This window comes from Salinibacterium sp. GXW1014 (assembly GCF_044769865.1).
Taxonomy (GTDB): domain Bacteria; phylum Actinomycetota; class Actinomycetes; order Actinomycetales; family Microbacteriaceae; genus Homoserinimonas.
Genome location: NZ_JBIZWA010000001.1, coordinates 565,303 through 590,801, shown reverse-complemented (window position 1 = coordinate 590,801; position 25,499 = coordinate 565,303). Strand labels below are relative to the sequence as shown.

The 25,499-nt window shown below is 68.8% G+C and carries 25 protein-coding genes; 12 read left to right on the top strand and 13 right to left on the bottom strand.

From position 1 onward, the window contains the following. Positions 1-75 precede the first annotated feature (75 nt). From ACIQK7_RS02895 to ACIQK7_RS02885, 3 genes are all read right to left on the bottom strand, one after another. The gene (locus tag ACIQK7_RS02895; RefSeq protein WP_403021083.1) at positions 76-2,301 is read right to left on the bottom strand and encodes a S9 family peptidase; all 2,226 of its coding nucleotides are present in this window, start codon (positions 2,299-2,301) and stop codon (positions 76-78) included. 38 nt (positions 2,302-2,339) lie between these two features. Beyond that, the gene (locus tag ACIQK7_RS02890; RefSeq protein ID WP_403021081.1) at positions 2,340-3,350 is read right to left on the bottom strand and encodes a glutathione S-transferase family protein; all 1,011 of its coding nucleotides are present in this window, start codon (positions 3,348-3,350) and stop codon (positions 2,340-2,342) included. A gap of 122 nt (positions 3,351-3,472) precedes the next feature. Then, the gene (locus ACIQK7_RS02885; protein ID WP_403021080.1) at positions 3,473-3,736 is read right to left on the bottom strand and encodes a mycoredoxin; all 264 of its coding nucleotides are present in this window, start codon (positions 3,734-3,736) and stop codon (positions 3,473-3,475) included. A gap of 56 nt (positions 3,737-3,792) precedes the next feature. On the opposite strand from ACIQK7_RS02885, the gene ACIQK7_RS02880 reads away from it, so the two are divergent. Beyond that, positions 3,793-4,140 (top strand): VOC family protein, encoded by a 348-nt coding sequence (locus tag ACIQK7_RS02880; RefSeq protein ID WP_403021078.1) that lies wholly within the window; start codon positions 3,793-3,795, stop codon positions 4,138-4,140. A gap of 8 nt (positions 4,141-4,148) precedes the next feature. Here the strand turns inward: ACIQK7_RS02880 and ACIQK7_RS02875 are convergent, their stop codons facing one another. From ACIQK7_RS02875 to ACIQK7_RS02855, 5 genes are read right to left on the bottom strand one after another with little or no spacing between them, the layout of a single operon-like run. Beyond that, a complete protein-coding gene (locus ACIQK7_RS02875; RefSeq protein ID WP_403021076.1) occupies positions 4,149-4,862 on the bottom strand; it encodes a histidine phosphatase family protein in 714 nt (237 codons plus the stop codon). A 40-nt stretch (positions 4,863-4,902) separates the two neighbouring features. Then, positions 4,903-5,259 carry a tryptophan synthase subunit alpha gene (locus ACIQK7_RS02870; protein WP_325209447.1) on the bottom strand — a complete coding sequence of 119 codons (357 nt, stop codon included), beginning with the start codon at positions 5,257-5,259 and terminating at the stop codon, positions 4,903-4,905. A gap of 39 nt (positions 5,260-5,298) precedes the next feature. Then, positions 5,299-5,775 (bottom strand): MarR family transcriptional regulator, encoded by a 477-nt coding sequence (locus tag ACIQK7_RS02865; protein ID WP_325209446.1) that lies wholly within the window; start codon positions 5,773-5,775, stop codon positions 5,299-5,301. 16 nt (positions 5,776-5,791) lie between these two features. Continuing rightward, positions 5,792-6,076, bottom strand: a complete 285-nt coding sequence (locus ACIQK7_RS02860; protein WP_403021074.1) for a GNAT family N-acetyltransferase — start codon at positions 6,074-6,076, stop codon at positions 5,792-5,794. 8 nt (positions 6,077-6,084) lie between these two features. Further along, complete coding sequence (locus ACIQK7_RS02855; RefSeq protein ID WP_403021071.1) at positions 6,085-6,567, bottom strand: glutathione peroxidase; 483 nt, start codon at positions 6,565-6,567, stop codon at positions 6,085-6,087. 125 nt (positions 6,568-6,692) lie between these two features. Between ACIQK7_RS02855 and ACIQK7_RS02850 the strand changes: the two genes are divergently transcribed. From ACIQK7_RS02850 to ACIQK7_RS02825, 6 genes are all read left to right on the top strand, one after another. Further along, positions 6,693-7,907 (top strand): thiolase family protein, encoded by a 1,215-nt coding sequence (locus ACIQK7_RS02850; RefSeq protein ID WP_403021068.1) that lies wholly within the window; start codon positions 6,693-6,695, stop codon positions 7,905-7,907. 128 nt (positions 7,908-8,035) lie between these two features. Next, a complete protein-coding gene (locus tag ACIQK7_RS02845; protein WP_403021066.1) occupies positions 8,036-9,136 on the top strand; it encodes an ABC transporter substrate-binding protein in 1,101 nt (366 codons plus the stop codon). A 7-nt stretch (positions 9,137-9,143) separates the two neighbouring features. After that, positions 9,144-9,941 carry an ABC transporter ATP-binding protein gene (locus ACIQK7_RS02840; RefSeq protein ID WP_325209441.1) on the top strand — a complete coding sequence of 266 codons (798 nt, stop codon included), beginning with the start codon at positions 9,144-9,146 and terminating at the stop codon, positions 9,939-9,941. Then, positions 9,941-10,774, top strand: coding sequence for an ABC transporter permease (locus ACIQK7_RS02835; RefSeq protein WP_403021064.1), 834 nt, complete (start codon positions 9,941-9,943; stop codon positions 10,772-10,774). The genes ACIQK7_RS02840 and ACIQK7_RS02835 overlap by 1 nt, the downstream gene beginning before the upstream one ends. A 52-nt stretch (positions 10,775-10,826) precedes the next feature. After that, positions 10,827-12,185 carry an NtaA/DmoA family FMN-dependent monooxygenase gene (locus tag ACIQK7_RS02830; RefSeq protein ID WP_403021062.1) on the top strand — a complete coding sequence of 453 codons (1,359 nt, stop codon included), beginning with the start codon at positions 10,827-10,829 and terminating at the stop codon, positions 12,183-12,185. Between the two features lie 2 nt (positions 12,186-12,187). Then, the gene (locus tag ACIQK7_RS02825) at positions 12,188-13,048 is read left to right on the top strand and encodes a ribokinase (protein ID WP_403021061.1); all 861 of its coding nucleotides are present in this window, start codon (positions 12,188-12,190) and stop codon (positions 13,046-13,048) included. A 4-nt stretch (positions 13,049-13,052) separates the two neighbouring features. Here the strand turns inward: ACIQK7_RS02825 and ACIQK7_RS02820 are convergent, their stop codons facing one another. Next, the gene (locus ACIQK7_RS02820) at positions 13,053-13,619 is read right to left on the bottom strand and encodes a PadR family transcriptional regulator (protein WP_325209437.1); all 567 of its coding nucleotides are present in this window, start codon (positions 13,617-13,619) and stop codon (positions 13,053-13,055) included. Between the two features lie 98 nt (positions 13,620-13,717). Here ACIQK7_RS02820 and ACIQK7_RS02815 point away from each other — a divergent pair, with 98 nt between their 5' ends. Continuing rightward, positions 13,718-14,212, top strand: coding sequence for a flavin reductase family protein (locus ACIQK7_RS02815; RefSeq protein WP_403021059.1), 495 nt, complete (start codon positions 13,718-13,720; stop codon positions 14,210-14,212). A gap of 110 nt (positions 14,213-14,322) precedes the next feature. Here the strand turns inward: ACIQK7_RS02815 and ACIQK7_RS02810 are convergent, their stop codons facing one another. The 4 genes from ACIQK7_RS02810 to ACIQK7_RS02795 all read right to left on the bottom strand — a co-directional run bounded on the left by ACIQK7_RS02810 (position 14,323) and on the right by ACIQK7_RS02795 (position 19,642). Further along, entirely contained in the window at positions 14,323-15,864 is a 1,542-nt protein-coding gene (locus ACIQK7_RS02810) for a carboxylesterase/lipase family protein (protein WP_403021056.1), read from the bottom strand. A gap of 58 nt (positions 15,865-15,922) precedes the next feature. Beyond that, on the bottom strand, positions 15,923-16,513 hold the full coding sequence (locus ACIQK7_RS02805) for a TetR/AcrR family transcriptional regulator (protein WP_403021054.1): 591 nt from the start codon (positions 16,511-16,513) through the stop codon (positions 15,923-15,925). Positions 16,514-16,583: 70 nt separating this feature from the next. Further along, positions 16,584-17,483, bottom strand: coding sequence for a hypothetical protein (locus tag ACIQK7_RS02800; protein WP_403021052.1), 900 nt, complete (start codon positions 17,481-17,483; stop codon positions 16,584-16,586). A gap of 23 nt (positions 17,484-17,506) precedes the next feature. Continuing rightward, positions 17,507-19,642 carry a RecQ family ATP-dependent DNA helicase gene (locus ACIQK7_RS02795; RefSeq protein ID WP_403021050.1) on the bottom strand — a complete coding sequence of 712 codons (2,136 nt, stop codon included), beginning with the start codon at positions 19,640-19,642 and terminating at the stop codon, positions 17,507-17,509. Positions 19,643-19,851: 209 nt separating this feature from the next. On the opposite strand from ACIQK7_RS02795, the gene ACIQK7_RS02790 reads away from it, so the two are divergent. From ACIQK7_RS02790 to ACIQK7_RS02775, 4 genes are all read left to right on the top strand, one after another. Further along, positions 19,852-21,807, top strand: a complete 1,956-nt coding sequence (locus ACIQK7_RS02790; RefSeq protein WP_403021047.1) for a diguanylate cyclase domain-containing protein — start codon at positions 19,852-19,854, stop codon at positions 21,805-21,807. Positions 21,808-21,939: 132 nt separating this feature from the next. After that, entirely contained in the window at positions 21,940-23,406 is a 1,467-nt protein-coding gene (locus ACIQK7_RS02785; RefSeq protein ID WP_403021044.1) for an NAD-dependent succinate-semialdehyde dehydrogenase, read from the top strand. Positions 23,407-23,415: 9 nt separating this feature from the next. Beyond that, positions 23,416-23,886, top strand: a complete 471-nt coding sequence (gene rraA / locus ACIQK7_RS02780; RefSeq protein ID WP_403021041.1) for a ribonuclease E activity regulator RraA — start codon at positions 23,416-23,418, stop codon at positions 23,884-23,886. Positions 23,887-24,040: 154 nt separating this feature from the next. Next, complete coding sequence (locus tag ACIQK7_RS02775) at positions 24,041-25,414, top strand: FAD-binding oxidoreductase (RefSeq protein WP_403021038.1); 1,374 nt, start codon at positions 24,041-24,043, stop codon at positions 25,412-25,414. Positions 25,415-25,499: the final 85 nt, after the last annotated feature.

Sequence of the window (25,499 nt, the reverse complement as noted above, 5' to 3'; positions counted from 1 at the left end):
GGAAGGGCAACTCCTGAATTAGGAAAGCCGGCTCCTGAGAAGGGAGGGCCAACTCCTGAGTTCGGAGAGGGGGCATCAGTCACGGATGCCCCACACGTCGAGCATCCAGGCGAGCTCCCACGCGCGCTCCTGCCACGCCTTGTAGCGCCCGCTCACACCGCCGTGGCCGGCGTCCATCTCGCACTTGAGCAGCACCGGTGCGCCCACTTCGCGCAGCCGCGCGACCCACTTGGCTGGCTCGACGTAGAGCACCCGGGTGTCGTTGAAGCTCGTGACGGCGAGGATGCGCGGGTAGGTGGCATCCGTCACGTTCTCGTAGGGGGAGTACGACTTCATGTAGGCGTAAACGTGCGGGTCGGCGAGGGGGTTGCCCCACTCGTCCCACTCGACGACGGTCAGCGGCAGTTCGGGATCCAGGATGCTCGTGAGCGGGTCGACGAAGGGCACGGCCGCGACGATGCCCGCAAAGAGCGAGGGTGCGAGGTTCGCGACGGCGCCCATGAGAAGGCCGCCCGCGCTGCCGCCCTCCGCGATCAACTTCTCCGGCGAGGTCACCCCCGTGTCGACGAGGTGTTGACCGCACGCGACGAAGTCGGTGAAGGTATTGCGCTTCGTGAGCGTCTTGCCGTGCTCATACCAGTCGCGGCCCATCTCGCCGCCGCCACGCACGTGCGCGACCGCGAAGACGACGCCGCGGTCGAGCAGGCTCACCCGCGCGATCGAGAAGCCGGGGTCGATGCTGTGCTCGTAGGAGCCGTAGCCGTAGAGGAGCGTCGGCGCATTCTCGAGGCTGACGTCGCGGCGGTGCACGAGCGAGATCGGGATGCGCGTGCCATCCTCGGCGGTCGCCCACTCGCGGCGCTGCACATAGTCGGCCGGGTCGTAGCCGCCCAGCACGGGCTGCTGCTTGAGCACGCGGATCTCGCCCGTCGCCACCGTGTACTCGCTCACGGTGCTCGGCGTCACGAAGCTCGTGTAGCCGAAACGCACGGTCGGCTGGGTCCACTCGGGGTTGCCGCGGGCGCCCGCGGAGAAGAGTTCCTCGTCGAAATCGAGCTCCTCGAACACGGGTTGAGCGCCGCCGCTGAGCCGCGCGATCGCGACCCGCGGCAGCGCCTCCCGTCGGTACTCGAGCACGAGGTGCGTGGCGAAGGCGTCGACATCCTCGAGACGGATGCCCGGCCGGTGCGGAACGAGCACACGGCGCTTGCCGAGCGGGTCGGATGCCGCGACATCCACCAGCTCGAAGTCCAGGGCCCCATCGTTGTGCACGATGAGCAGCCGGTCCTCGCCGCTGATGACCGCGTGCTCGACCGAGTACTCGACGCCCTCGCGCCGAGGCCACACGACCCGGAACTCGCCGGTCGGGTCGTCGGCATCGAGCAGGAGCGCCTCGCTCGTGATCTTGGAACCCAGCTGGATGACGAGGTAGCGGCGGCTGCGGGTGAGGCCAGCGCCGACCCAGTAGCGGTCGTCGGGCTCGTGGAACACCTTCACATCGGCGCTCGCCGGCGTGCCCACCTCGTGCCGCCAGACGGTGTCGGGCCGCCACGCGTCATCGACCGTCGTGTAGAAGATGTAGCGTCCCGTCGCGTCGAAGAAGGCGCCCGGCGCGATGCCCTCGATGACCTCCTCGGGCGGCGGCGCGGGGGTGTCGATCGGCTCCGGGACCTCGGATGGTTCGGGGTGACTGTCGCCCGAGTCAGCCGTCGCCAGGGGCCGCAGCCGCAGGGTGTAGCGCTCGTCGCCGACGACGTCGACCGCCCACAGCATGAGCGAGCCGTCGCCCGACACGTCGAAGCTGCCGAGCGAGTAGAAGTCGTGGCCCTCCGCCTCGGCGTTGTCGTCGAGCAGCACCTGCTCGCGCGGCAGGCCGGAGCCATCGTCGGGGAGGGCGGGCGTCGTCCAGTCATCAGGGTCCGCGATCGGGGCGCGGCAGTGCAGCGCGTACTGCTGGCCCTCGACCGTGCGGCTGTAGTACCACCAGGCGCCCTCGCGCACTGGCACGCCGAGGTCGGTCTCCTTGACGCGGCCCTTGATCTCCTGGAAGAGCTGCTCGCGCAGGCTTGCCAGGTGCGCGGTCGCGGCATCCGTGTGGGCGTTCTCGGCCTCGAGGTGCGCGACGACCTCCGCGCTCTCCTTCTCGCGCAGCCACTCGTAGTTGTCGACGAAGGTGTCGCCGTGGTGCGTGCGCTCGAGCGGCCGCCTGGGCGCGACAGGCGGCTCGGTCGTGGTCGTCGCGGGCGGGGCGGATGCTGCGGGGCTGGCGTCTGTCGTGGGCTTTGCGTCTGCGGAAGTCACCCCTCCACTATCGCAGGCCCGCCCTCAGCGAGAGTGAGTCAGAACCCCGGGACGCGCTCGTCGGCGGGCGGCGGGCCCGGCGGGGTGCCGTCGCCGAAGGGGCGACCCCCGAGCTGCTCGCGGCCGTGCGGGGTGCGCCAGCCCGAGGCATCCGGACCCTTGGGGATGATCTGGGTCGGATTGATGTCCACGTGCGTGACGTAGTAGTGCGCCTTGATCTGCTCAAAGTCGACCGTGTCACCGAAGCCCGGCGTCTGGAACAGGTCCCGCGCATACGCCCACAGCACCGGCATCTCGCTGAGCTTGTTGCGGTTGCACTTGAAGTGCCCGTGGTAGACGGCGTCGAAGCGCACGAGGGTCGTGAAGAGACGGATGTCTGCCTCGGTGATCGTGTCGCCCACGAGGTAGCGCTGCCGCGACAGGCGGTCCTCGAGCCAGTCAAGACGGGCGAAGAGGGTGTCGTAGGCCCGCTCGTAGGACTTCTGGCTGCCCGCGAAGCCGCACTTGTAGACGCCGTTGTTGACGTCGTGGAAGATCAGTTCGGCGACCTCGTCGATCTCGTCCCTGTGCTCGGCGGGGTAGAGCTGGGGCGCGCCCTCACGGTGGAACTCGGTCCACTCAGAGGAGAAGTCGAGCGTGATCTGCGGGTAGTTGTTGGTGACGACCATCCCGCTCGGCACATCCACGATGGCGGGCACGGTGATGCCGCGCGGGTAGTCGGCGAAACGCTTGAAGTACGCCTCCTGCAACCGCTCGATGCCGAGCACGGGGTCGCGGCCGTCGGGGTCGAGGTCGAAGGTCCAGCTGCGCTTGTCGTGCGTCGGCCCTGGCAGGCCGAGTGAGATCGCCTCCTCGAGCCCGAGCAGGCGGCGCACGATCGTGGTGCGGTTCGCCCAGGGGCAGGCGCGGGCGGCGACGAGGCGGTAGCGTCCCGCCTCGACGGGCCAGTCGTCGCGGCCGTCCCGCGTGATGCGGTCCTCGATGTAGTTGGTGTCGCGATCGAACTCTTGCCCGGGCGTCACGTAACTCGGGGTGTGGTCTTGGCTCATGCCTCCGACGCTACCCCGGCTGTGGCATCCGCTTGGCTCCGCAAATGACCGCCTTTCGGACAGATGACGCTGCCGCGGCGCGATCATCTGTCCGAAACCCGGTCATTCGCGGCGGCGGTCTCTCAGGCCAGTCGCGACTTCACATCCGCGAGCGACGGGTTCGTCGCGGTCGAGCCGTCGGGGAAGATCACGGTCGGCACCGTCTGGTTGCCACCATTGACGGATGCCACGAGCTCGGCAGTGCCCTCGACCTCTTCGATGTTCACCTCGCGGTAGGGGATGCCCTCGCGGTCGAGCTGCCCCTTGAGGTTGCGGCAGTAACCGCACCAGGTGGTGCTGAACATGGTGACGCCCTCAGCGGGCACGAAGTCAGTCTTGGTGGTCATGACTCCAGCGTAAGCGAGCACTGTTAGCGGCGGCTGGGCGGGCGTATCCTCGCCGCATGTCACTCAGATGGGAACAGGTCGTCGTCGACTGCCACGACTTCAAGAGGCTTGGCCACTGGTGGGCGGATGCTCTCGGCTGGGAGATCGTGGATGAGGGCGACGAGGAGCTCGAAGTGCGCAACCCCGCCGGCGGACCGACGCTCCTCTTCTTGGACACCCCCGATGAGAAGGTCGTCAAGAACCGCCTGCACCTCGATTTCGTGCCCGACGATCAGGCGGCCGAGGTTGCGCGCCTCGAGGGGCTCGGGGCGACCCGCGCCGACGTGGGCCAGGGCGACTCGACCTGGGTCGTCATGGCAGACCCAGAGGGCAACGAGTTCTGCGTGCTCAGCGCGCGCGAGTGACCAGCGGGTTACTCCCCGGCCACGTGGCGCGCGTTCTCCTGCACGAGGCGGTCGGCCTGCTCTGAGCCGACGGCACCCTCGAGGGTTTCAGCCGTGGGGTCGGGAGCTGTGGCATCCGTCAGTTCGTCGACGAGGGTCTCCTGCCAGCGGCGGAGGGTCCATCCCTGCGTGAAGGAGCCCTCCATGACGACGATGCCCGTGTTCTCGAGCTTGTGGTCGGCGGCGAAGGAGGTGGCGACGTTGCGCGCGTGGCGGGCCACCCAGACGCGGATGGCGGCGCCGTGGCTGACGAGGGCGGCGGAATCCGCCCCGCTGGAGAGGATCGTCTCGATGTCGGCGTCGTAGCGTTCGAAGAAGTCGTGCCCGTTCGGTCCGCCGGGCATGCGTGCGTCGAGTTCGCCGATGCCCCACGCGAAGGTCGTCTTGAGGTAGGTGATGACGGCGTCGCGGTCGCTGCGTCCCTCAAGGTCGCCCGCCTCGATCTCGTGCAGCCCTGGCAGGGTGGTGCGGTCGAGTCCGCGCGTCGTTGCGAGTGGCTCAGCCGTCAGGTGGGTGCGCACGAGCTCCGAGGTATATAGCGCGTCGATCGCATCGAGCTCGGCGGGGATGCGTCGCGCCTGCTCGTGTCCGAGCTCGGTCAGCCCGGGGCCGGGGTGGGCAGTGTCGAGTAGCCCGAGCACATTGGCCGGTGTCTGCCCGTGGCGGATGAGGTGGAGTCGCATGGTGTGGCCAGCCTAGCCAGCGGTCATGAACGGCGGATGACTATGCCGCTCCGCGGGATTTGAGGGTGCCATCGGCCTCGAGCATGCGCCACACGGTGGGGGTGAGGGCCGGATGCTCGAGCGCGATCTGCCGCATCACCCGGTACTCGCGGGTGGGGGAGGGGAGCACGCCGTCGTTGGCGTTGATCGCGTCGGCGCGAAGGAGGTAGACGACCATCTCGTCGACGCTGGGGAGCTCTTCCATGAAGTTCCACGGGTCCTCGCCGCCGAGCAGTCGCTCCTCGATGACGGTGTCGAGTTCCTGGTGGGCCTCGGCGCGCAGTACCTCGAGGCTGGCGCCGCCGCGCGGCATCCGCTCAGGCCTGGCCTGTTCGGGGTGCGGGCTGCGCTCGGTCATCGTTCCACACTACGACGGCCGGCTGGCAGCGTCGTGCGATCAGGCCTCGGGCAGGGGCCTGTCGGGGGCGATGCGGCCGAGGATCGCGGTCGCGATCGCGTCGAGTTGGGCGATCTGCTCGCGGCTGAGTGGGGCGATGACATGGTCATGCACCGCGCGCACGTGGCCGGGGGCGGCGGCGACAGTCTTCTGCCAGCCGGCATCCGTGAGCACGGCGTTTGTTGCCCGCTTGTCTTCGGCGGAGCGCTCCCGCTCGATGTAGCCGCGCTTCTCGAGCCTGGCGACGACGTGGGAGAGGCGGGGGAGGGTGGCGTTGGTCCGCTCAGCGAGGGCGGTCATGCGCAGGGTGCGGCCCGGCGCCTCGGAGAGCATGGCGAGCACGTAGTACTCGAAGTGGCTCAGGTCTGAGTCCTGCTGCAGTTGGCTGTCGAGGATGCCCGGCAACTGCTCGACGACGGCGACGAAGCGCTTCCACGCGCGCAGCTGCTCGTCGTCGAGCCAGGGCGTCTCCTCCATGCCCTCCACGCTATAGCTAGCGCGCGAGCAGTTCGGCGCGCTCGGGATGCTCGTCGAACCACTGGCCCACGAACCAGCACATGGGCACGATGCGCTTGCCGCCCTGCGCCTCGACATCGTTGACGGCGTACTCCGTGACCTTCGCCGCGTAGCCCTTGCCGCGGTAGGCGGGATTCGTGTACGTGCGCGTGAACGAGACCCGGTCGCCGTTCGGCGCATAGTCGAGCACGCTGATGAGCTCGCCGTCGATGCGCAGCGTGTAGCGGTGGGCATCCGCTTCGTGACTGAACTTCTCAGACATGGTGCCTCCTAGTTCGGCAGGTTGGCTTCGATGAGGTCGATGATGGCGGGGTCGTCTGGCTTGGTCGTGGGGCGGAAGCGGTGCACCTCGCCGCTCGGCAGCACAAGGAACTTCTCGAAGTTCCAGACGACTGGCCCGGCGAGGCCGGATGAGTCCTTCGCCCTGTGCAGCTCGACATAGAGCGGATGCTTCTTGCCCCCGTTGACCTTCGTCTTCTCCATCATCGGGAAGGTGACGCCCCACGTCGTGGAGCAGTACTCCGCGATGTCGTCGCTGCTCTTGAGCTCCTGCGCGAACTGGTTGCTGGGAAAGCCGAGCACCGTGAAGCCGCGCTCGCCGTACGTGCGCTGCAGCTCCTCGAGCTGCTCGTACTGGGGTGCGAGCCCGCAGCGGGATGCGACGTTGACGACGAGCACGACCTTGTCGGCGTAGTCGGCGAAGCGCTCAACCGTGCCGTCGAGTCGCGTGAGGGGGATCTCAGTGAGGGTCATGGGCCGAGCATACGACCGGGTGCTGCGTGTCTGCATTCAGTCTGGCTGGGGAGTTGGTGACCGTCGCATCCGGTTGAGACAATGGAACGCTGCATCTCTCGCACCTCACGTAAGGACCCAGACCCATGACTGAAGCCTTCCTCATCGGCGGCGCCCGCACTCCCGTCGGACGCTATGGCGGCGCGCTCTCCTCGGTGCGCCCCGACGACCTGGCGGCGCTCGTGATCAAGGAGGCGGTCACGCGTGCGGGCATCGACCCCGCCGACGTCGACGAGGTCATCATGGGCAACGCCAATGGCGCTGGCGAGGAGAACCGCAACGTCGCCCGCATGTCGTGGCTGCTCGCTGGCTTCCCCGACCACGTGCCCGGGCTCACGGTCAACCGCCTCTGCGCATCGGGCCTCAGTGCGATCGTGCTCGCGTCGCAGATGATCCGCTCGGGCGACGCCGACATCGTCGTCGCGGGTGGTGTCGAGTCGATGAGCCGGGCGCCCTGGGTCATGGAGAAGCCCGACAAGGCCTTCGCCAAGCCCGGCCAGACCTTCGACACCTCGATCGGATGGCGCTTCGTCAACCCTCGCTTCGGTAAGGGCGGCGACCTGTCGCGCGACGACAAGTTCACGCTGTCGATGCCCGAGACGGGTGAGGAGGTCGCCGAGGTCTACGGCATCTCCCGCGAGGATGCCGACGCCTTCGCGGTGCGCTCGCACGCCAACGCGCTCGCCGCGATCGAGGCGGGCCACTTCACGGACGAGATCGTTCCCGTGACCGTCAAGGGTCGCAAGGGCGACACCGTGGTGGACACGGATGAGGGCCCCCGTGCCGGCACGACCGCCGAGGTGCTCGCGGGGCTTCGTCCCGTCGTCAAGCCCGGCGGTGTCGTCACGGCTGGCAACTCGAGCTCGCTCAACGATGGTGCCTCGGCGATCGTCGTCGCGTCGGAGCGCGCGGTCGAGAAGTACGGCCTCGCGGCTCGGGCCCGCATCGTCGCCGGCACCTCGGCCGGCGTCGCGCCGCCCGTCATGGGCATCGGCCCCATCCCGGCGACGCAGAAGCTGCTCGACCGCACGGGTATGACGATCGACCAGTTCGGCGCCGTCGAGCTCAACGAGGCCTTCGCGACCCAGTCGCTTGCGACCGTGCGCGGGCTCGGCATCGACCCTGAGATCGTGAACCGCGACGGTGGGGCGATCGCCCTGGGGCATCCGCTCGGCTCCAGTGGTTCGCGCCTCGTCGTCACGCTGCTGGGTCGCATGGAACGCGAGGATGCCAAGCGCGGCCTCGCGACCATGTGCGTCGGTGTCGGCCAGGGCACCTCGATGATCATCGAGCGCGTCTAGGCACAGCCCAAAACGGGGGGCCTTCCTCGGTCCATTCTGCGAACCGACAAGGTTGAGTATTCAATCTTGACCGTGTTAGCTTTGGCCTGCCATCCAATGACGGACCCGGCCCGAGGAAGGAACCTCCCGTGAATGCTCTCGCCAGCGGTGCACAGCGCCGCGCAGTATCCATCGCCAGCGTGTTCGCTGCCGCCGCTCTCGTGCTCACCGGTTGCGCCGGTGACGCCGAACCGGCCGAGCCGAGCGACTCGCTCCTCAGCCAGGAGGAGTGCGAGCGCAACCGCGACGCCGGCACCATCACCTACATCTCGGGCTATGGCTACTCGGCCAGCGCCGGCCAGATGGATGTCTTCCTCGCCGAGGAGATGGGCTTCTTCGACGACCTCTGCCTCGACGTCGAGATCAACGCATCCGGTGCGAACGGCCAGCAGCTCGTCTCCTCGGGCCAGGCACAGTTCACGGCGCTCGGCTCGGCATCCGATGTGATGCTCGCCGCCGCCAACAGCGACAACCTCACGGCCGTCGCGACCTACGGCAGCACCTCGCCCTTCTCGATCTTCGCCCACAAGGACGTCACGAGCCTCAAGGACCTTGAAGGCAAGAAGCTCGGCTACTTCATCAACCTCACGCCCATCGCATCCGCCATGCTCGACAACGCGGGCGTCGACGTGTCCAAGGTCGAACTGGTCAAGATGACCAACTACGACCCGACCGTCGTCACGCGCGGCCAGGTCGATGCGATCGTCGGCTACGCCTCGAACCAGCCCGAGACGCTGCGCGCGATGGGCGAGGAGTTCAGTGAGTTCTTCCCCGCTGACGAGGGTGTCGACGGCACCTACAACGTCATGGAGGTCAACACGAAGTTCCTCGAGGAGCACCGCGAGGTTGCCGCCGACTTCATGCGCGCGAGCCTCAAGGCGCTCGAGCACTGCCTCGCGAACTCCGACGAGTGCATCGACATGATCAGCGAGCTCGCGGAGGAGAACGGCCAGGGTTCCGCCTTCCCGCGTGAGCAGCTCGAGCGCACCTGGAACGTCGAGTCGACATGGGTCACGAGCAACCCCGACCTCGCGCCCGGCGTGCAGACGGTCGCGCAGTGGGAGCAGGAGTACAAGCTCGTCGAGAAGTACGGCAACGTCAAGACCCTCCCCGCGATCGAGGACATGATGGACGCCGACCTCGTCGCCGACCTCTACGACAACGGCACCCTCATCTGGCCGGGGGAGTGACCTCACGATGACGGAGACGAACGTGCATGACGGAGGCGTCAGCATCCGTGGCGTCGGCAAGAGCTTCGGGCCAACGGATGCTCGCACCACCGTGCTGCAGGATGTCGACCTCAACATCCGCATGGGCGAGTTCGTCTCCGTCATCGGGCCGAGCGGCTGCGGCAAGTCGACCCTGCTGAAGGTCGTCGCCGGCCTGCTCGACGCCGACGAGGGCAAGGTCACGATCGACGGCGAGTCGGTCACCGCGGCAACGCGCAACAAGATGATCGGGCTCGTGCCCCAGGCTCCCGCCCTGCTGCCGTGGCGCACCGTGCTCGACAATGTGACCCTGCCCATGCGGGTCAACAAGGGCACGAACGCGGGGCGTGCGATGCGGGATGCCCGTGAGCTGCTCGAATCGTTCGGCCTCGGCCACGCGGTCGACAAGTACCCCTCGCAGCTCTCGGGCGGCATGCAGCAGCGTGCCGCGATCGCTCGCGCCTTCGTCTTCGACCCGAGCGTGCTCCTCATGGACGAGCCCTTCTCGGCGCTCGACGAGATGAACCGCGACCAGCAGCGGATGGGCCTGCTCGAGTTCTGGCAATCCAACCGCAAGGCCGTCATGTTCGTCACGCACTCCGTGCCCGAGGCGATCATCCTGTCCGACCGCATCGTCGTCATGGCGGCGCACCCGGGCCGCATCGCCGAGATCATCCCCGTCGACCTGCCGCGCCCCCGCGGCGAGGAGCTCTACGCAACAGACGAGTTCCGGGACCTTGAGGCGAGGGTTCGCACGAGCCTGCGCCGCGTCATGGGAGGACTGTGATGTCAGAGAACATGACCGAGACTGAGGCCGTGGCATCCGTCGCCGCGGTGGCCACCAAGCGTCGCAAGCCGGGCCTCGGCTGGCGCATCTGGTTGCCGCCCGCCATCACCTTCATCGTGTTCGGTGCCCTGTGGCAGGTCACGGCGATCGCGAACCCCTACGTGATCCCCACGATCGATGGCATCGTCATGAGCCTCATCGATGACCCGCAGATGTACGGCATCAACTTCCTGGTGACGCTGCAGGAGGTCGCGATCGGCGCGGCCGCGGGCATCCTCGCCGGCTTCGTGATCGCGGTCGTCATGGCCGAGTTCGAGATTCTCGAGCGCGCCGTCATGCCGCTCTTCGTCGTCATCATGGTGACCCCCATCGTCGCGATCGCGCCGGCGCTCGTCGTCGCCTTCGGCTTCGGGATGATGCCCAAGTACATCGTGACGGCGCTCGTCGTCTTCTTCCCCATGCTCGTGAACTCCCTCGCCGGCCTCCGTGAGGTCGACCCCAAGGCCCTCGACGTGCTGCGGACGCTGCACGCGAGCCGCTGGGAGATCTTCAGGGAACTGCGGTTCCCCGGCAGCATGCCGTTCGTCTTCGCGGGGCTTCGCGTGTCGCTGCCCCTCGCGGTCGTCGGTGCGGCTGTCGCCGAATTCGTCGCCGCCGGCCAGCAGGCCGGCCTCGGGTCACTCGTGACCATCTCGGCCGCTCAGGCGAACCTTCCCGTGACGTGGGCCAGCATCGTGCTCCTGTGCGTGCTCGGCGTGCTCCTCGTCTCGCTCCTCTCCCTCGTGCGCAAGCGCGCCCTGTGGTGGAGCGACGGCGAGGTCGTCTCCCGCTAGCGTCACCCGCCCCGTCTCAGGGGACAGCCATCTTCAAATCCAAGGACATACCGTGAAGAAACTGCGATTCGGCCTGTTCGAAAACGCCCAGGCCAACGACTCGGGCACCGCCACCTGGCGCCACCCGGAGAACAAGCGCGACCACTTCGACCGCCTCGACTACTGGCTCGAGATCGCCCGCATGTGTGAGGACGCCAAGCTCGACTTCGTCTTCCTCGCCGACGCCTGGGGCTGGTCCGAGGTCAATGGGGAGCGGCCGGATGTTACGGTCACCGAGAGCCTCGACCTGCCTCGCCTCGACCCGGCCATCGTCGCCGCGGCGCTCGCGGCATCCACCTCGCAGCTGGGCCTCGTCATCACGGGCTCGACCCTGCTGGAGCAGCCCTACGCATTCGCCCGCCGCATGGCGACCCTCGACCACATCTCGAAGGGCCGCGTCGGCTGGAACGTCGTGACGACCGGAACGGCGGAGACCGCGGCGGGTGCCTTCGGCATCCCCATGGTCGCGCACGACGACCGCTATGACATGGCCGACGACTTCATGGATCTCGTCTACAAGCTGTGGGAGGGCTCGTGGGAGCCCGACGCGCTCGAGCGCGACAAGCAGGGCCGCTTCGCCGACCCCGCCAAGGTGCACCGCATCACGCACGAGGGCCCGTACTTCAAGTCGGATGGCTACGGCCAGACCTCCTACTCGCCGCAGGGCACGCCCGTGCTGTTCCAGGCCGGGTCCTCCGACCGTGGCGTGCGCTTCGGCGGCACGCACGGCGAGGCGATCTTCCTCGGCGGATCGTCGATCGAGAAGATGGCGGAGCAGGTGCGTGGCATCCGTGCCGAGGCGGTGAACCAGGGGCGCCTTCCCGAGTCGATCAAGATCATGTCGGCCTTCTCGTGCGTCATCGGCGCGACCGAGGCGGAGGCTGCAGCCAAGCATCGCGCGGTGCTCGACGCGCAGGACCCCGCCGTCGCGGTCGCCTCCTACGCCATGTTCACGGGCCTCGACCTCTCGTCGTATGACCCCGCGACGCCCATGACCGACCTCCACACGGAGCTCTCGCAGACACAGATCTCGCGCTTCGCCGGCCTCACTGTGGGCGACGTGCTCAAGGACTGGCACGAGAAGGGCGTGCGCGGCACCCCCTTCGTCGGCACGGCCGAGCAGGTCGCCGACGAGATGTGCATGCGCGCCGAGAAGGCCGACCTCGACGGCTTCCTCCTGACGCCGCTCGTGCAGCCCGGCTCGACCCGCGACTTCATCGACCACGTGCTGCCGATCCTGCGGGAGCGGGGCGTCGCGGCATCCGAGTATGAAGGCGAGACGCTGCGTGAGCGGCTGATCGGCACGGCGCCGACCCTCGGCGAGGACCACCCGGCCGCTCGCTTCCGCGCGGCCCGCGTCAGCGCGTCGTAGCCATGGATGTCGTTGTCGTCGGCAGCATCAACCTCGACCTCATGGTGGGCGTCGACCGCCTGCCCGCGGTCGGCGAGACGGTGCTCGGGGAGGCGATCGCCCGCCTCCCCGGCGGCAAGGGATTCAACCAGGCCGTCGCAGCGGCGCGCTCCGGGGCACAGGTGCGCTTCTGCGGGCGCGTCGGTGACGACGGCGACGGAGCCTTCCTGCGCTCGCACCTGCGCGCGGCGGGCCTCGACGACCGGATGCTCGGGGTTGACCCCTCCCTTCCGACCGGGCTTGCGCACATCACCGTGCTGCCCGACTCGGGCAACGCGATTATCGTGTCGCAGGGTGCCAACGGCTCGCTGACGGCGACGGATGCTGCGGCCGTCGAGGGCGCCTGTGTCGTGCTCGCCCAGCTCGAGGTGCCGGTGGATGCCGTCGAGGCTGCCCTCTCGGCGGGGCGTGCGGCGGGTGCCGTGACGGTGCTGAACGCTGCCCCGACGACGGCGTTCCGCCCCTCCCTGCTGGCGCACGTCGACATCCTCGTCGTCAACGAGTCCGAGGCCCGCGACCTTGGCGGGATCGATCATCTCGTGACGGCGGGGCCGCGCACGGTCGTCATGACGCTCGGCGAGAAGGGGGCCGTCTGGCGCTCCGAGGGTGATGCCGGTTCCATCGAGGCCTTCGCGGTCGACGCCGTCGACACGACGGGCGCGGGCGACGCGTTCTGCGGGGCCCTCGTCGCGTCACTCGCGCAGGGTCACGACATCGGGCAGGCGCTCCGCCGGGCATCCGCCGCCGGGGCCATCACGGCGCAGCACCTCGGCGCGCAGGTCGAGCAGCTGTCGCCCGACGCGATCGAGCGGATGCTCGGGTAGCCGGTTACTCGCCCGCGAAGGTGTACTCGCCATCCTGCAGCCGCCCGAGCAGTTCGCGCGACCAGGTCTGCTCGGCCCGCAGTCGCGCCGACGAGAGCTCGAAGATCTCCCGCACGTAGGCGGGCGTCGAGGGGGAGTTGCGCACGTCCTCGACGTTGTAGTTGTTGCTCGAGATGCGGGCGTCGATCTCCTTGATGCGGTGCTCAAGCGCCTCCATGACCTCCTGGCGGCGGAGCGCATACATGAACGACGTCAGCGCCATGGCGGGCTTGACGTCGAACGTCTCGACGTTCCAGAGCGCATGGCGCAGCATCCGCAGGAACTCGGTCTCGCCCTCGGGCGTGACGCGGTAGGTCGTGCGCTCGGGGCGGCGGCCCTCGGAGGTCGTGCCGTCCTCCTGCACGTAGCCGTCCTTCTCGAGCGAGCGGAGTGCGTTGTAGATGGAGCCGGGCTGGATGTTGGCCCACTCGTCGACGTGCCAGCTGAGGAGTTCGCGGCGGAGAAAGTAGCCGTGCACCGGCTGGAACTGTCGCACGGCGCCCAGGATGACGAGACGGGTGGTGGTCGACATGGTCCTCATCTCTGTGCAAAGCGGTCTTGTCGAAGGCCGTGCAACAGGTTAGCCTAAGTGTACTAATCAAACTTGACTAGCATGCCTGAGGGGCCCGAATGACCACCATGACGACGGATGACCCGACCCTCGCCCTGCGGCAGGCGTTCTCGCTCTTCCCCACCGGGGTCGTCGCGGTCGCGGCATCCGTCGACGGTCGTCCCGTCGGGCTCGCCGTGAACTCCTTCACCTCAGTCTCGCTCGACCCGCCGCTCGTCGGCATCTGCATCGCCAACACCTCCACCACCTGGCCGACGCTCTCCGGCGTCAAGCGCCTCGGCCTCAGCATCCTCGGTGCGGGGCAGGGCGCGGTATGCCGCACTCTTTCGGCCCGCGGCGTCGACCGCTTCGCCGACGTGCCCTGGCGCGCGGGAGAGGGCGGCGCCGTGCTGATCGACGACGCTGCCCTCTGGCTGGAGTGCGAGATCCACTCCAGCTTCCCCGGCGGCGATCACGAGGTCGTGCTGCTCGAAGTCAAGCGCTCGGAGCTGTTCCCGGATGTCGCGCCGCTCGTCTTCCACCAGAGCCGCTTCCGCGAGCTTCAGTCCGCGTAGGGACTCGCGCAACTTCGGAGATTCGGCGACACGCCGTCCTGCGAAAGGGCGGATGCGGCGTGTCCGCCAAATCTCCGAAGTTGCGGTGGCGACACGGAGCCGCCGGATGCTCAGCGGTGGCCGCGGTAGTCGCCCCACGCGAGACGGCGGTCCGCCCGCGGGTCGGACTCGATGCGGTCCTCCGCGTCGAAGATGCGCGTCTTGCGTGAGCCTGCGGTGTACTGCGGCCAGTCCGCCCCCGGGCTGCCGGTGCGGGCGAGGGAGAGCAGTGCGCCCTGGAAGCGTTTCGCGAGGGCGTTCGCCGTGCCGCGCCCGCCGAGCGAGGTGACGATCTTGCCGAGGCCGGCGTCGTAGCCGTCGAAGACCGCCGCGACATCCGTGCCGTGGGTTGCACCGATCTTGGTGAGCTTGAGGAGCGGCGGCGCATAGTCGAAGCGGTACGACCAGGTGGGTGCGTGCCGCGAGTGCCCCTCCGTGACCTGCACGGTGGGGTGCCAGAAGATGGCGTCACCGCCGAGGTCGATGGCCGCACGCTTGCGCGGGTAGCCCGGGTAGGCGGCGATGACCCGGTCATGGGCATCCGGCTCCGTCTGTTGGAACATGGTCTCGATGCGCCCCGGCTTGGTGGGAAGCAGGTCGAGCACGATCGTGAAGAAGGCGCCCTCACGGTCGACGGTGCCGGTGACGAAGGGCACCGGATGCGCGTCCCCATCGCGGAACGCATCGATCGCGTGCTTCGGAATGAAGTCGCCGTCGACGACGGGCGCGGTCGGCAGCGCGCTCGGCAGGCTGTCGGGGACGTACTCGTGGCCGAGCTTGCGGCTCGCAGCGATGAGGTCCTCCCAGGGGCGCGTCGTGAGCGCCTCCGCGGCATCCGCCTGGCCCACCCCCAGCGTGTCGATGAAGCGGCGCGCCCAGTCGGCGTGCAGTTCGGGGCCGTACATGGACGCCGGCGCGGGGCTCATCGCGAAGGCCTTGTGGAAGAGGCCCTTCGCCGCCGGGATGCACATGAGCGACACGACCGACATGCCGCCCGCGGACTCGCCGAAGATCGTCACGTTGTCGGGGTCGCCGCCGAATGCCGCGATGTTGTCGCGCACCCACTCGAGCCCCGCGACGGTGTCGCGCAGGCCGAGGTTGGTGTCGAAGGGGCGCTCCGGAGTGCTGAACTGGCTGAAGTCCACGAAGCCGAGCGCGCCCAGGCGGTAGTTGATGCACACGTAGATGACGTCGCCGTTGTCGACGAGGCGCGAGCCGAGGTAGCCGGTCGAGCGGTTCGAGCCGGTCGTGTAGGCGCCCCCGTAGAGGTAGACGAGCACGGGCCGCGGCTCCGCCGAGGGCTGCAGCGGGGCGCTCACGTTCAGGGTGAGGCAGTCTTCACCCACGGGGGTCTCCTTGCCGATTCCGGATGCCTCGAAGGTCACGACCTGCGGCGGCGCCATGCCGAACTCGCTCGCGTCACGCAACCCCTGCCACGGTGTGGCCGGCTGGGGTGCGCGCAGCCGCAGATCCCCAACGGGTGGAGCGGCGTAGGGAATACCCCGCCAGGTGCGCACCCCTTTTTCGATGATGCCGCGCACGGCGCCGTGGGTCGTGGTGACCGTCAGGTCATCGGTGCTTTCGTGGGGTTGCGTGGTGGTGTTGTCGGTCATGGATGCTCCTCATTGAGTCCGTGTCGGGTGGTGCTTTCTGAGGTGGTGCGTGTCGGGGCTAGTTGGGCGGGGCCTGCGGCATCGCAATGATTGCCTGGCGGGCGGCCGTGATGCGGTCGGCGATCTGCAGGGGAGTGGATGCGTCATCCGGGTCGATCACCCAGCGCGAGATGATCGCGCCCGCGCCTCCCGCGAGGAACTCGGCGGCGTCGAGCTGCGTCTGGCCCTCGACGTGCGGAACGAGGAGGAGGGTGAAGGGGCGCAGGAGTGCGAGCATCCGCTCGGTGAAGGCGTAGCAGCAGGGTCCGGTGAAGATCGCGCGGTAGAAGGTGCGGTGTGCGGCGAAGTGGGCGGTCACACGCTCGACGGCCTCGCGGGCGCTCGTCGTGGGGGTCGCGCTCGTGAGTTCCGTACGCATGAGATGCAGGGCCGACTCGACGACGAGCGCGTCGCGGTCGGCGTAGTGCAGGTAGGCGACCTGTCGACTGACCCCGGCCTCGCGCACCAGCTCGGTGAGGGGAATGTCGGTCGTGCCCCGCTCGGAGACGAGACGGATGGCCGCGTCGAGCAGCAGCGCACGAGAACGCTCGGCCCTCGGGTCTGTCGATCGTTCCGTCGGAGTGACGGTGCTGCTGGCGGCGCTGCCCATAGGGGCACCCTAGGGAAGCGGCAGGTCTTTTACAAGTGTCAAAGACGAGCATCCCGCCGTGCGTCCCGGCTCAGTTGAGGCGATCGCCCTCGGTCGTGAGGTCGGCATCGATCGAGATCTCGAGCACCTCCGCGACATCCGTGTCGCCCAGCCGCAGCAGTTCGTCGACCAGGGCGCGGCTGCCGCCCACGATGGTCGAGTCGAAGTCGATCTCGCTCGCGAGGTACCACGCGCGGTCGCTCGGCCAGAGTGCCATGGGCGTCAATGAGTTGCCGGTCGAGTCGAGTCCGCTTCTCGCGGGCCAAGCCGTGTCGGCGAATGCACGCAGGTCGCACGCGAAGAGGAGCGATTCGCGGTGGGGCAGCTCGAAGCGGTCGTTGTACCAGGCCGCCTCGATCGCCGGATGCTGGCGCGGTTCGGCTTCTGGGCCTCTCATCGATGCCGGCATCGCCGACAGGGGCACGTACCCGTACGTCTCCAGTTCCGGTGCCGGCGCCCACGCCGCCGCACTGTAGCGGATGCGAGTGGTGTGGAGCTCGCCCCATCCCTCCCAGACCGCGGCGAAGCACTCGCCGGGTGTCGAGGTGTGGCGCGAGAGCATCTCCGTGACGGCCGCGAGCTCGTCCAGGTCCATGCGCCCCTGCTCCGGGTCGCCGTACTGCCAGCCGTCCTCCCCGAAGCTGGGCCGGGTCGAGCCTGCGATCAGCAGGCCCCACTGGGCGAGCGGATGCAGCGTGGTGCCCTCCCGGGCGGCGACCTCGCGCCAGCGCATCCGTTGTTCTTCTCCGCTGACCCTGTCTCCGCTCCACCTCAGCTGTTGGCCGGACGCCGGGTGCAGGATGCGTGCGTATGCCTCGTAGATCGGCGGCACGAGCCAGCGCAGGCCGGCCGTCCAATCCCACTCGCCGACGGCATCGAGCACCCACTGCCCGACGGAGACGTCGGCGTGGGGCCTGAGCGCTGAGTCCATGGGCCGAGAGTAGTCGTGGACGCTCAGCCGCGCAGCGCCAACACGAACGGCAACACCCCGGATGCCCCGCCCCGCCGCAGCGCGCGGGCGGCGACCGTGAGCGTCCAGCGGCTGTCGGCGAGGTCGTCGATCAGCAGCACGGGCGCGCCTGGCTTGACGTCCGCGAGACCCGCGAGGTCATCGGCGAGGGCTGGCGGCACCACGAACCTGTCCCAGACCCCGGCAAGCCGGTAGGCGCTGTTGCCGCCGGGTTCACCCTCCGGCCCGCCGCCCTCAATCGAGAGCGAGCCGAGGTGTGGAAGGCGGCCGGCGGCGGAAAGCCCCGCCGCAACGGATGCCACGAGTTGCGGCCGCGACCGCGACGGCACCGTCACGATGGCGGCAGGCCGCTCCTCCCAACCCCAGTCGGCGAGCACGCGCACGCACGCCTCGATGAGCGCGGGGGAGGCGGGTGCATCCGTCGCCCCGGCCGCGAAGATCTCCCGCAGCGTGTTGCCCCAGCCGAGGTCGGTGAGCCGGGCGAGGGCGCGGCCCTCGAGCATCCGTTCGTCCGCGGCGATGCGGCCCTTGACGGGGAGGCCGAGCCGGTCGGCGCCCGTCGGCCACTGGGCGCGCGGTTCGAGCGGCACGCCGACCCGGTCGAGTGAGGTTGCGGCGCTCGCCGCGGCCGAGTCGGCGACATCCGTGGGGTACCAGGGCCCGGCGCAGTTGTCGCAGCGCCCGCACGGCTGCGCCGTCTCGTCATCGAGCGAGCGCTGCAGGAACTCCATGCGGCAGCCATCCGTGCGCTCGTACTCGATCATGTGCTGCTGCTCGGCGACGCGTTCGGCAGCGATGCGCTCGTAGCGTTCGGCGTCGTAGGTCCACGGCTGGCCGGTCGCGACCCAGCCGCCCTGCACGCGACGCACCGCCCCATCGACGTCGAGCACCTTGAGCAGGAGCTCGAGCGGCGTGCGGCGGATGTTGACGCGCGCCTCGAGCGCGGGCGTCGAGGTGGGCGTGTCAACATCGAGGGCGGCGATGACGGTCTCGGCGCGCTCCTGCGAGGGCATGGACGCGGTCGCGAAGTATTGCCAGATGTCGGGGTCCTCCCGCCCGGGGAGGAGGAGCACGTCGGCGTTCTCGGTCGCGCGACCGGCGCGGCCCACCTGCTGGTAGTAGGCGACGGGGGAGGAGGGGGCGCCCAGGTGCAGCACGAAGCCCAGGTCGGGCTTGTCGAAGCCCATGCCGAGTGCGCTCGTCGCGACGAGGGCCTTCACCTCGTTGCGTTTGAGGCGGCCCTCGAGTTCCTCTCGCTCGGCCGGGTCGGTCTGGCCCGTATAGGCGCGCACGTCGTGCCCGGCGTCACGCAGCAGGCGCGCGGTGTCCTCTGCAGCAGACACCGTGAGCGCGTAGATGATGCCGGAGGCGGGCAGCGAGTCGAGGTGCGTGAGCAGCCATGCGAGCCGCGACTTCGAGTCGGGCAGGCGCAGCACGCCGAGGCGAAGGGATGCCCGGGCGAGCGGGCCGCGGATCGTGACGACGTCGGAGCCAGCCCTGTCTTCGACAGCCACAAGCTGCTCTGCGACATCCGCCACGACCCTGCTGTTCGCGGTCGCGGTGGTCGCGAGCACGGGCACTCCGGGTGGCATGTCGGCGATGAGGTCGCGCAGGCGGCGGTAGTCGGGCCGGAAGTCGTGCCCCCAGTCGCTGATGCAGTGGGCCTCGTCGACCACGAGCATCCCGATTCGCCGCACGAGCGCCGGCAACTGTTGCTCCCTGAACGACGGGTTGTTGAGTCGCTCTGGTGAGACGAGCAGCACGTCGACCTCGTCGCGTTCGAGCGCGCCCAGCACATCGCCCCACTCGTGTGCGTTGGTCGAGTTGATCGCGACGGCCCTCACGCCGGCACGGGATGCCGCGGCGATCTGGTCTCGCATGAGGGCGAGCAGCGGCGACACGAGCACGGTCGGCCCCGCACCGCGCTGGCGCAGCAGCAGGGTTGCGACGAAGTAGACGGCCGACTTGCCCCATCCTGTGCGCTGCACGACGAGTGCCCGCCGCCGACCGTCGACGAGCGTCGCGATCGCCTCGTACTGGCCCTCGTGAAAATCGGCGTCCGGTCGGCCGACGAGCGTGCGGAGTACGGAGAGGGCGGATGCGCGCAGGTCGTCGGTCATGGTTCCACCCTGTCATCACCCACCGACGCCCTGTGCCCTGTATTGGGTCCACCCGGCATAGGTAGACGAAGCTGTCTGTCGGTAATTTGGGGGACTAGAATCTGAGCGTGCCACACGTGAAGCCCGCCCAATTCCCCCCTAGTCGGGCGAGGCGATCCGTGTGGCGCACCCCCTTCTTCGCAGGCCAGCACCGCGCCAGTGTACGCTCGGTGATCTTCCCGTTTTTCGCAGCGTTCATCCTCTTGGCCGTCGCGTACACGGCCATCTTCGTCGGGCGGCTCCACACTCAGCACGCGGTTGACTCTGTCGAGGTCAACGCGGCCGAGAGCGCCCGCGTCGACCTTGCGGCGAGTTCCATCGAGTCGTCGATCGACACGGCGGCTTCTGATGCGCGCGTCGCCGTGACATCCCGCGCCGTCCGGAGTCTCGCCGAGGATATCTCCGAGCGCACCCTCAGTTCGGCCGCGAGTGTCTTCCAAGCGCAGGTCACCAACAAGCCGTCGATCAGGCAGATCCGGTACATCGACGAAACCGGCAGGGAACAGCTCGCGGTGCGACGCACGGAGGGCGGCGTGGAGCGTGTGCCCACCGCTCGGTTGCAGGACCGATCGAAGCACTACTTCTATGCCGAAACACGCGACCTCGAGCCCGGCGACACCCACGTCACGCGCCTCGATCTCGAGGTCGATGCCACAGGCGCCATCGCTGAGCCCCAGCAACCCCTCATGCGGGTGTTCGCGGCGCTCGGCAACAGCACGGGCGCGCGGGCGGGGAGCGTGGTCGTCGACATCGACGGGTTCCGCCTCGTGGAGCAAGCCCGCCAGATCATCGGCTCCGAGGGGTACCTGCTGCTCAATGCGGCGGGCGGTTACATCGCGGGACCGAGCGACGCCGACTCGTTCAGCTTCATGTCTGCCGGGCCCTCATTCGCCGAGCGTCACCCCGAGGCCTGGGAGACCATCTCAGCGAGCGACTCGGGGCACGCCATGACCAGCGAGGGACTGTATGCCTTCAGCACGGCATACCCGGAGCATGCCCAGGTGCGACTGAGTGGCGAGACTCACGAGGCAGAGACGCACGAGCATCCGAATGCCCTCAAGGTGGTGTCGTTCGTGCCGGCAGCAGCGCTGCCCTCCGCCTCGATCACACGCGATGCCGCGACCACCGCGATCTTCATCTTCGGCCTCATCGCCCTTGCGACCGTCACGGGCCTCGCGACGCACACCCTCATCTCCAAGCGGCAGTTCCGCCGGTCGATCCGCGAGGCCAAGACGCGCCTCGAGGCGATCAGGGACACCCTCGGCGAGGGCCTCGTCGTGATCGACCCCGATGGCCGCATCACCGACGTGAACCCCGAGAGCGAACGGATGCTCGGCTGGACCCGCGAGCAGATGCTCGGCCGCGTCTCGCACGAGCTCTTCCACAGCCACCCGGAGCACCACGTTGAGAAGGCCGAATGCGAGCTGCTCGCGGTGGCCCGCACGGGCGTCACGTTCCGAAGCGAGGACGAGGTCTTCCAGCGCGCCGACGGCAGCGCCATCCACGTCGGTGTGAGTGCCGCGCCGCTCGTCGTCGACGAGCGGATCGACGGTGCCGTCATCGTGTTCCGCGACATCACCGAGATCCGTGAGTACCAGGAGGAGATCCGCCGTCTCGCTTTCCTCGACGAGCTCACGGGCCTGCCGAACCGGCGCGTGCTCGCAGACCGTCTCGAGCTCGCGATCAGCACGGCCGACCGGCGCCTCACGCCGCTTGCGGTCATGTTCCTTGACCTCGACGGCTTCAAGGAGGTCAACGACGACTACGGGCATGCGGTCGGCGATGAGTTCCTGCGGCAGATCTCCGACAGGCTGCGCGGATGCCTCCGCAACAGCGACACCCTCGCCCGCCAGGGCGGCGACGAGTTCATCGTCCTGCTGCCGGAACTGCGCGAGGAGGGGGAGGCCGAGGTCGTCGCCCGCCGCATCATCGACGGCCTCGAGCAGCCCTTCGTGGTCGACGGGTACCAGTTGCGCGCCGCCGTCAGCGTCGGCATCGCCGTGCGCATGGATGGCGAGTCGGCTGAGACCCTCATCGCCAACGCCGATGACGCCATGTATGCCGCGAAGCAGATGGGCGAGAACCTCTACTGCGTGAGTGGGCGCGCCACGGTGGGACAGGCCTAGAGGGCGGTACCAGAGCGGTACGGGCCGGTACCGGGCCGTTGCGCTACGCTTTCGAGCGGTGCCGAGGCTCGGCCGGGCGCCGAGCTCACGGCTGAGCGCCCCCTCGTCCCGACAGAATCTCTGGAGGCTGCAATGACGCACGAATCAACCCTTCTCGAGTCGGTGCCCGACGGCCTGTTCATCGCAGGAGAGTGGCGCGCAGCATCCGGCGGCGCCACGCTCGATGTGCGCGACCCCGCGACGGGCGAGGTCATCAAGCGAATCGCGGATGCCACGGCCGACGACGCCCGAGCCGCCATGGATGCCGCGGCGGGCGCCCAGGCGGAGTGGGCCGCGACGGCCCCGCGTGTGCGCGGCGAGATCCTGCGCAAGGCCTTCGACCTCATGATGGAACGCCGCGATGATGTGGCCCTGCTCATGACGCTCGAGATGGGCAAGCCGCTCGCGGAGGCGCAGGGCGAGGTCACCTACGGGGGAGAGTTCCTTCGCTGGTTCAGCGAGGAGGCCGTGCGCATCTCGGGCCGCTACGCGACCAACCCCGAGGGCACCGGTCGCATGATCGTGTCGCAGCGCCCCGTCGGCCCCTGCTACCTCATCACCCCGTGGAACTTCCCCCTCGCGATGGCGACCCGCAAGGTGGGCCCCGCGCTCGCGGCGGGCTGCACCGTCATCATCAAGCCGGCGCAGCTGACGCCCCTCACGACCCTCTTCTTCGTCACGCTGCTGGAGGAGGCGGGCCTGCCGAAGGGTGTCGTCAACGTGCTGACCTCGTCGAGCTCGAGCGCCGTCTCGGAGCCGATCCTCGGCGATGACCGCCTGCGCAAGCTCTCCTTCACTGGTTCGACCCCGGTCGGTGTCTCGCTCATGAAGCAGGCGGCCGACAAGGTGCTGCGCACGTCCATGGAGCTCGGCGGCAACGCCCCCTTCATCGTCTTCGACGACGCAGACCTCGACAAGGCGGTCGAGGGTGCGATGCTCGCGAAGTTCCGCAACATCGGCCAGGCCTGCACGGCGGGCAACCGCTTCATCGTGCACGAGTCGGTCGCCGAGGAGTTCGCCCGCCGCGTCACGGAGAAGGTCAACGGCTTCCGTGTCGGCCGCGGCACCGAGGAGGGCGTCACGATCGGTCCCCTCATCGACGAGAAGGCGGTGGGCAAGGCATCCGCCCTCGTCACCGACGCGGTCGAGCGCGGCGCGACCCTGCATACGGGCGGCAAGCCGATCGAGGGCAAGGGCACCTTCTTCGAGCCGACCGTCATCAGCGGTGTGAAGCCCGGCAGCGACATCCTGCGGGACGAGATCTTCGGCCCGGTCATGTCGATCGTGACCTTCCGTGACGAGGAGGAGGCGGTGCGCATGGCCAACGACACCGAGTACGGACTCGTCGGCTACGTCTTCACGAAGGACCTCGCGCGCGGCCAGCGACTGATCGACTCGATCGACACCGGCATGATGGGCCTCAACGTGGGCGTGCTCTCGAACGCGGCGGCGCCTTTCGGCGGTGTCAAGCAATCGGGCCTCGGACGTGAGGGCGGCTTCGAGGGCATCCACGAGTACCTCTCACCCAAGTACACGCTCACGCCCGACCCCTTCGGATAGGACGAAGCAATGACTGACTTCACGACGGCCGACCTGTACGACGAGCACGAGGAGGCGCTGCAGTCGCTCAGCCTGCAGCTGCAGAACCTGGGCGGGCACGCCCGATTCACGGGGCCGATCCGCACGATCCGCTGCCACCGCGACAACGGGCTCGTGAAGCAGGTGCTCAACTCGCCGGGCGACGGCGCCGTGCTCGTGGTCGACGGTGGGGGCTCGCTCGAGTCGGCGCTCATGGGTGACATGATCGCGGCGGCCGCGGTCGAGAACGGCTGGGCGGGTGTCGTCATCAACGGGGCGATCCGCGACAGGGTCGAGATCTCGAGCCTCGCGCTCGGCGTGAAGGCGCTCGGCAGCAACCCGCGCAAGAGTGCGAAAGACGGGGTCGGAGACCTCGACGTTCCTATCGAGTTCGGCGGGGTCACCTTCACGCCGGGCCGCACGCTCTGGAGCGACGAGGACGGCATCCTCGTCGAGCGCTAGCCGCACCGATCCGTCCCGCCCTGCGCTCTCGTCTCCCGCGAGTGGCCAATCTTTCGCCTTCCCGCGACGTTTTGGCGCAATCTTTGGCCACTCGAGTGCACAGTGCAGGCTCCGGGCGAACAGGCCACCTTCGACCGTGCGAAAAGATGGAGGCATGGCTCCATCCCTGATCGATGACCTCTCTGCACTTCTCGCGCCCGAGCAACTCCTCGCGGGCGACGCCGCTTTGCCCTTCGACCGCGACCTGTCTGACGGCACGGGGGTCGGCGTGCCGCTCGCGGCGGCCTTTCCCAGCTCGACCGAGCAGGTCGCATCCGTTGTGCGGCTTGCAGCAAAACACGGCGTGCCGATCGTGCCGCAGGGGGCCCGATCCGGGCTCGCAGGCGGGGCGAACGCGGTCGACGGATGCCTCGTGCTGAGCCTCGAACACATGACCGGCATCCTCTCGATCGATGTCGCCGACCAGGTCGCGACCGTGGAGGCGGGCGTGCTCACCTACGACCTCGCGACGGCGGTCGAGCAGGTCGGGCTCTTCTACCCGCCCGACCCCGGCTCGTGGCAGATCTCGACCATCGGGGGCAACGTCGCGACCAACGCGGGCGGGATGCGCTGCGTCAAGTACGGCGTCACGCGCGACTTCGTGCGCGGCCTGACGGTCGTGCTTGCAAACGGCGACGTCGTGCGCACGGGACGCCGCACGGTCAAGGGGGTGTCGGGCCTCGACCTCACGGCGCTCATGGTGGGGTCCGAGGGCACGCTCGGAATCGTCACCGAGGTGACGGTGGCCCTGCTGCCGCGACCCGCCGAGCCCGTCGGCGTGCTCGCCGCCTTCCCAGCCCGGCAGGCGGCGCTCGCGGCGGCCGACGTCATCATGGCGTCAGAGCGGCGGCCGAGCATCCTGGAGTTCCTCGACCGGGGCAGCATCGCCGCCATCAGCGCCTTCGAGCCGACCGCGACCCTGCCGGCGGATGCCGAGGCGGTGCTCATCGTGCAGTCCGACGAGCCGGGCCGCACGACGGGCGATGCCAACGAGTATGCGGCCATCGCCGCCTTCTGCGGGGCGACAACGGTCGAGATCGGGCGCGACAAAGCGGGCGTCGAAGCGATCATGGCCTCGCGGCGCGCCCTGCACGGAGCGATGCGCGCGGTCGCGGGGGCAAGCCTCAACGAAGACGTCTCCGTGCCGCGCTCACGCCTCACCGAGCTGCTCGACGGCATCGACGAGATCGCGGAACGCATGGGCATGCCCATCGCGACCGCCGGTCACATCGGCGACGGCAACCTGCACCCTATCGTCGCGTTCAACCCGGCGGATGTCGCATCCGTCGCGCTCGCCAACGAGACGTATCAACAGGTCATCGGCCTTGCGGTGTCGCTCGGCGGCACGAGCTCGGGGGAGCACGGCATCGGAACCCTCAAGCAGGCCCACCTCGACGCCGAACTCGGCCCGACGCTGCGCGCGCTCCAGCGTGAGGTCAAGCGAGCCTTCGACCCGGAGGGTCTGCTCAACCCGGGCAAGAAACTGTAGCTTCGGCCGCCGTGGTGCCGGTCCGCTCACGCAAGTTCGGAGATTTGGCGACACGCCGCGCGTGGATGCTGTCCCGACGGCGTGT

Excerpts from the sequence above, each read along its gene's own strand:
- ACIQK7_RS02835 (WP_403021064.1), top strand. The coding sequence starts at position 9,941 with ATGTCAGAGAACATGACCGAGACTGAGGCCGTGGCATCCGTCGCCGCG.
- ACIQK7_RS02850 (WP_403021068.1), top strand. The coding sequence starts at position 6,693 with ATGACTGAAGCCTTCCTCATCGGCGGCGCCCGCACTCCCGTCGGACGC.
- ACIQK7_RS02795 (WP_403021050.1), bottom strand. The coding sequence starts at position 19,642 with ATGACCGACGACCTGCGCGCATCCGCCCTCTCCGTACTCCGCACGCTC.
- ACIQK7_RS02815 (WP_403021059.1), top strand. The coding sequence starts at position 13,718 with ATGACCACCATGACGACGGATGACCCGACCCTCGCCCTGCGGCAGGCG.
- ACIQK7_RS02805 (WP_403021054.1), bottom strand. The coding sequence starts at position 16,513 with ATGGGCAGCGCCGCCAGCAGCACCGTCACTCCGACGGAACGATCGACA.
- ACIQK7_RS02775 (WP_403021038.1), top strand. The coding sequence starts at position 24,041 with ATGGCTCCATCCCTGATCGATGACCTCTCTGCACTTCTCGCGCCCGAG.
- ACIQK7_RS02820 (WP_325209437.1), bottom strand. The coding sequence starts at position 13,619 with ATGTCGACCACCACCCGTCTCGTCATCCTGGGCGCCGTGCGACAGTTC.
- ACIQK7_RS02885 (WP_403021080.1), bottom strand. The coding sequence starts at position 3,736 with ATGACCACCAAGACTGACTTCGTGCCCGCTGAGGGCGTCACCATGTTC.
- ACIQK7_RS02800 (WP_403021052.1), bottom strand. The coding sequence starts at position 17,483 with ATGGACTCAGCGCTCAGGCCCCACGCCGACGTCTCCGTCGGGCAGTGG.
- ACIQK7_RS02840 (WP_325209441.1), top strand. The coding sequence starts at position 9,144 with ATGACGGAGACGAACGTGCATGACGGAGGCGTCAGCATCCGTGGCGTC.
- ACIQK7_RS02880 (WP_403021078.1), top strand. The coding sequence starts at position 3,793 with ATGTCACTCAGATGGGAACAGGTCGTCGTCGACTGCCACGACTTCAAG.
- ACIQK7_RS02875 (WP_403021076.1), bottom strand. The coding sequence starts at position 4,862 with ATGCGACTCCACCTCATCCGCCACGGGCAGACACCGGCCAATGTGCTC.
- rraA (WP_403021041.1), top strand. The coding sequence starts at position 23,416 with ATGACTGACTTCACGACGGCCGACCTGTACGACGAGCACGAGGAGGCG.
- ACIQK7_RS02865 (WP_325209446.1), bottom strand. The coding sequence starts at position 5,775 with ATGGAGGAGACGCCCTGGCTCGACGACGAGCAGCTGCGCGCGTGGAAG.
- ACIQK7_RS02890 (WP_403021081.1), bottom strand. The coding sequence starts at position 3,350 with ATGAGCCAAGACCACACCCCGAGTTACGTGACGCCCGGGCAAGAGTTC.
- ACIQK7_RS02810 (WP_403021056.1), bottom strand. The coding sequence starts at position 15,864 with ATGACCGACAACACCACCACGCAACCCCACGAAAGCACCGATGACCTG.
- ACIQK7_RS02825 (WP_403021061.1), top strand. The coding sequence starts at position 12,188 with ATGGATGTCGTTGTCGTCGGCAGCATCAACCTCGACCTCATGGTGGGC.
- ACIQK7_RS02855 (WP_403021071.1), bottom strand. The coding sequence starts at position 6,567 with ATGACCCTCACTGAGATCCCCCTCACGCGACTCGACGGCACGGTTGAG.
- ACIQK7_RS02785 (WP_403021044.1), top strand. The coding sequence starts at position 21,940 with ATGACGCACGAATCAACCCTTCTCGAGTCGGTGCCCGACGGCCTGTTC.
- ACIQK7_RS02870 (WP_325209447.1), bottom strand. The coding sequence starts at position 5,259 with ATGACCGAGCGCAGCCCGCACCCCGAACAGGCCAGGCCTGAGCGGATG.
- ACIQK7_RS02860 (WP_403021074.1), bottom strand. The coding sequence starts at position 6,076 with ATGTCTGAGAAGTTCAGTCACGAAGCGGATGCCCACCGCTACACGCTG.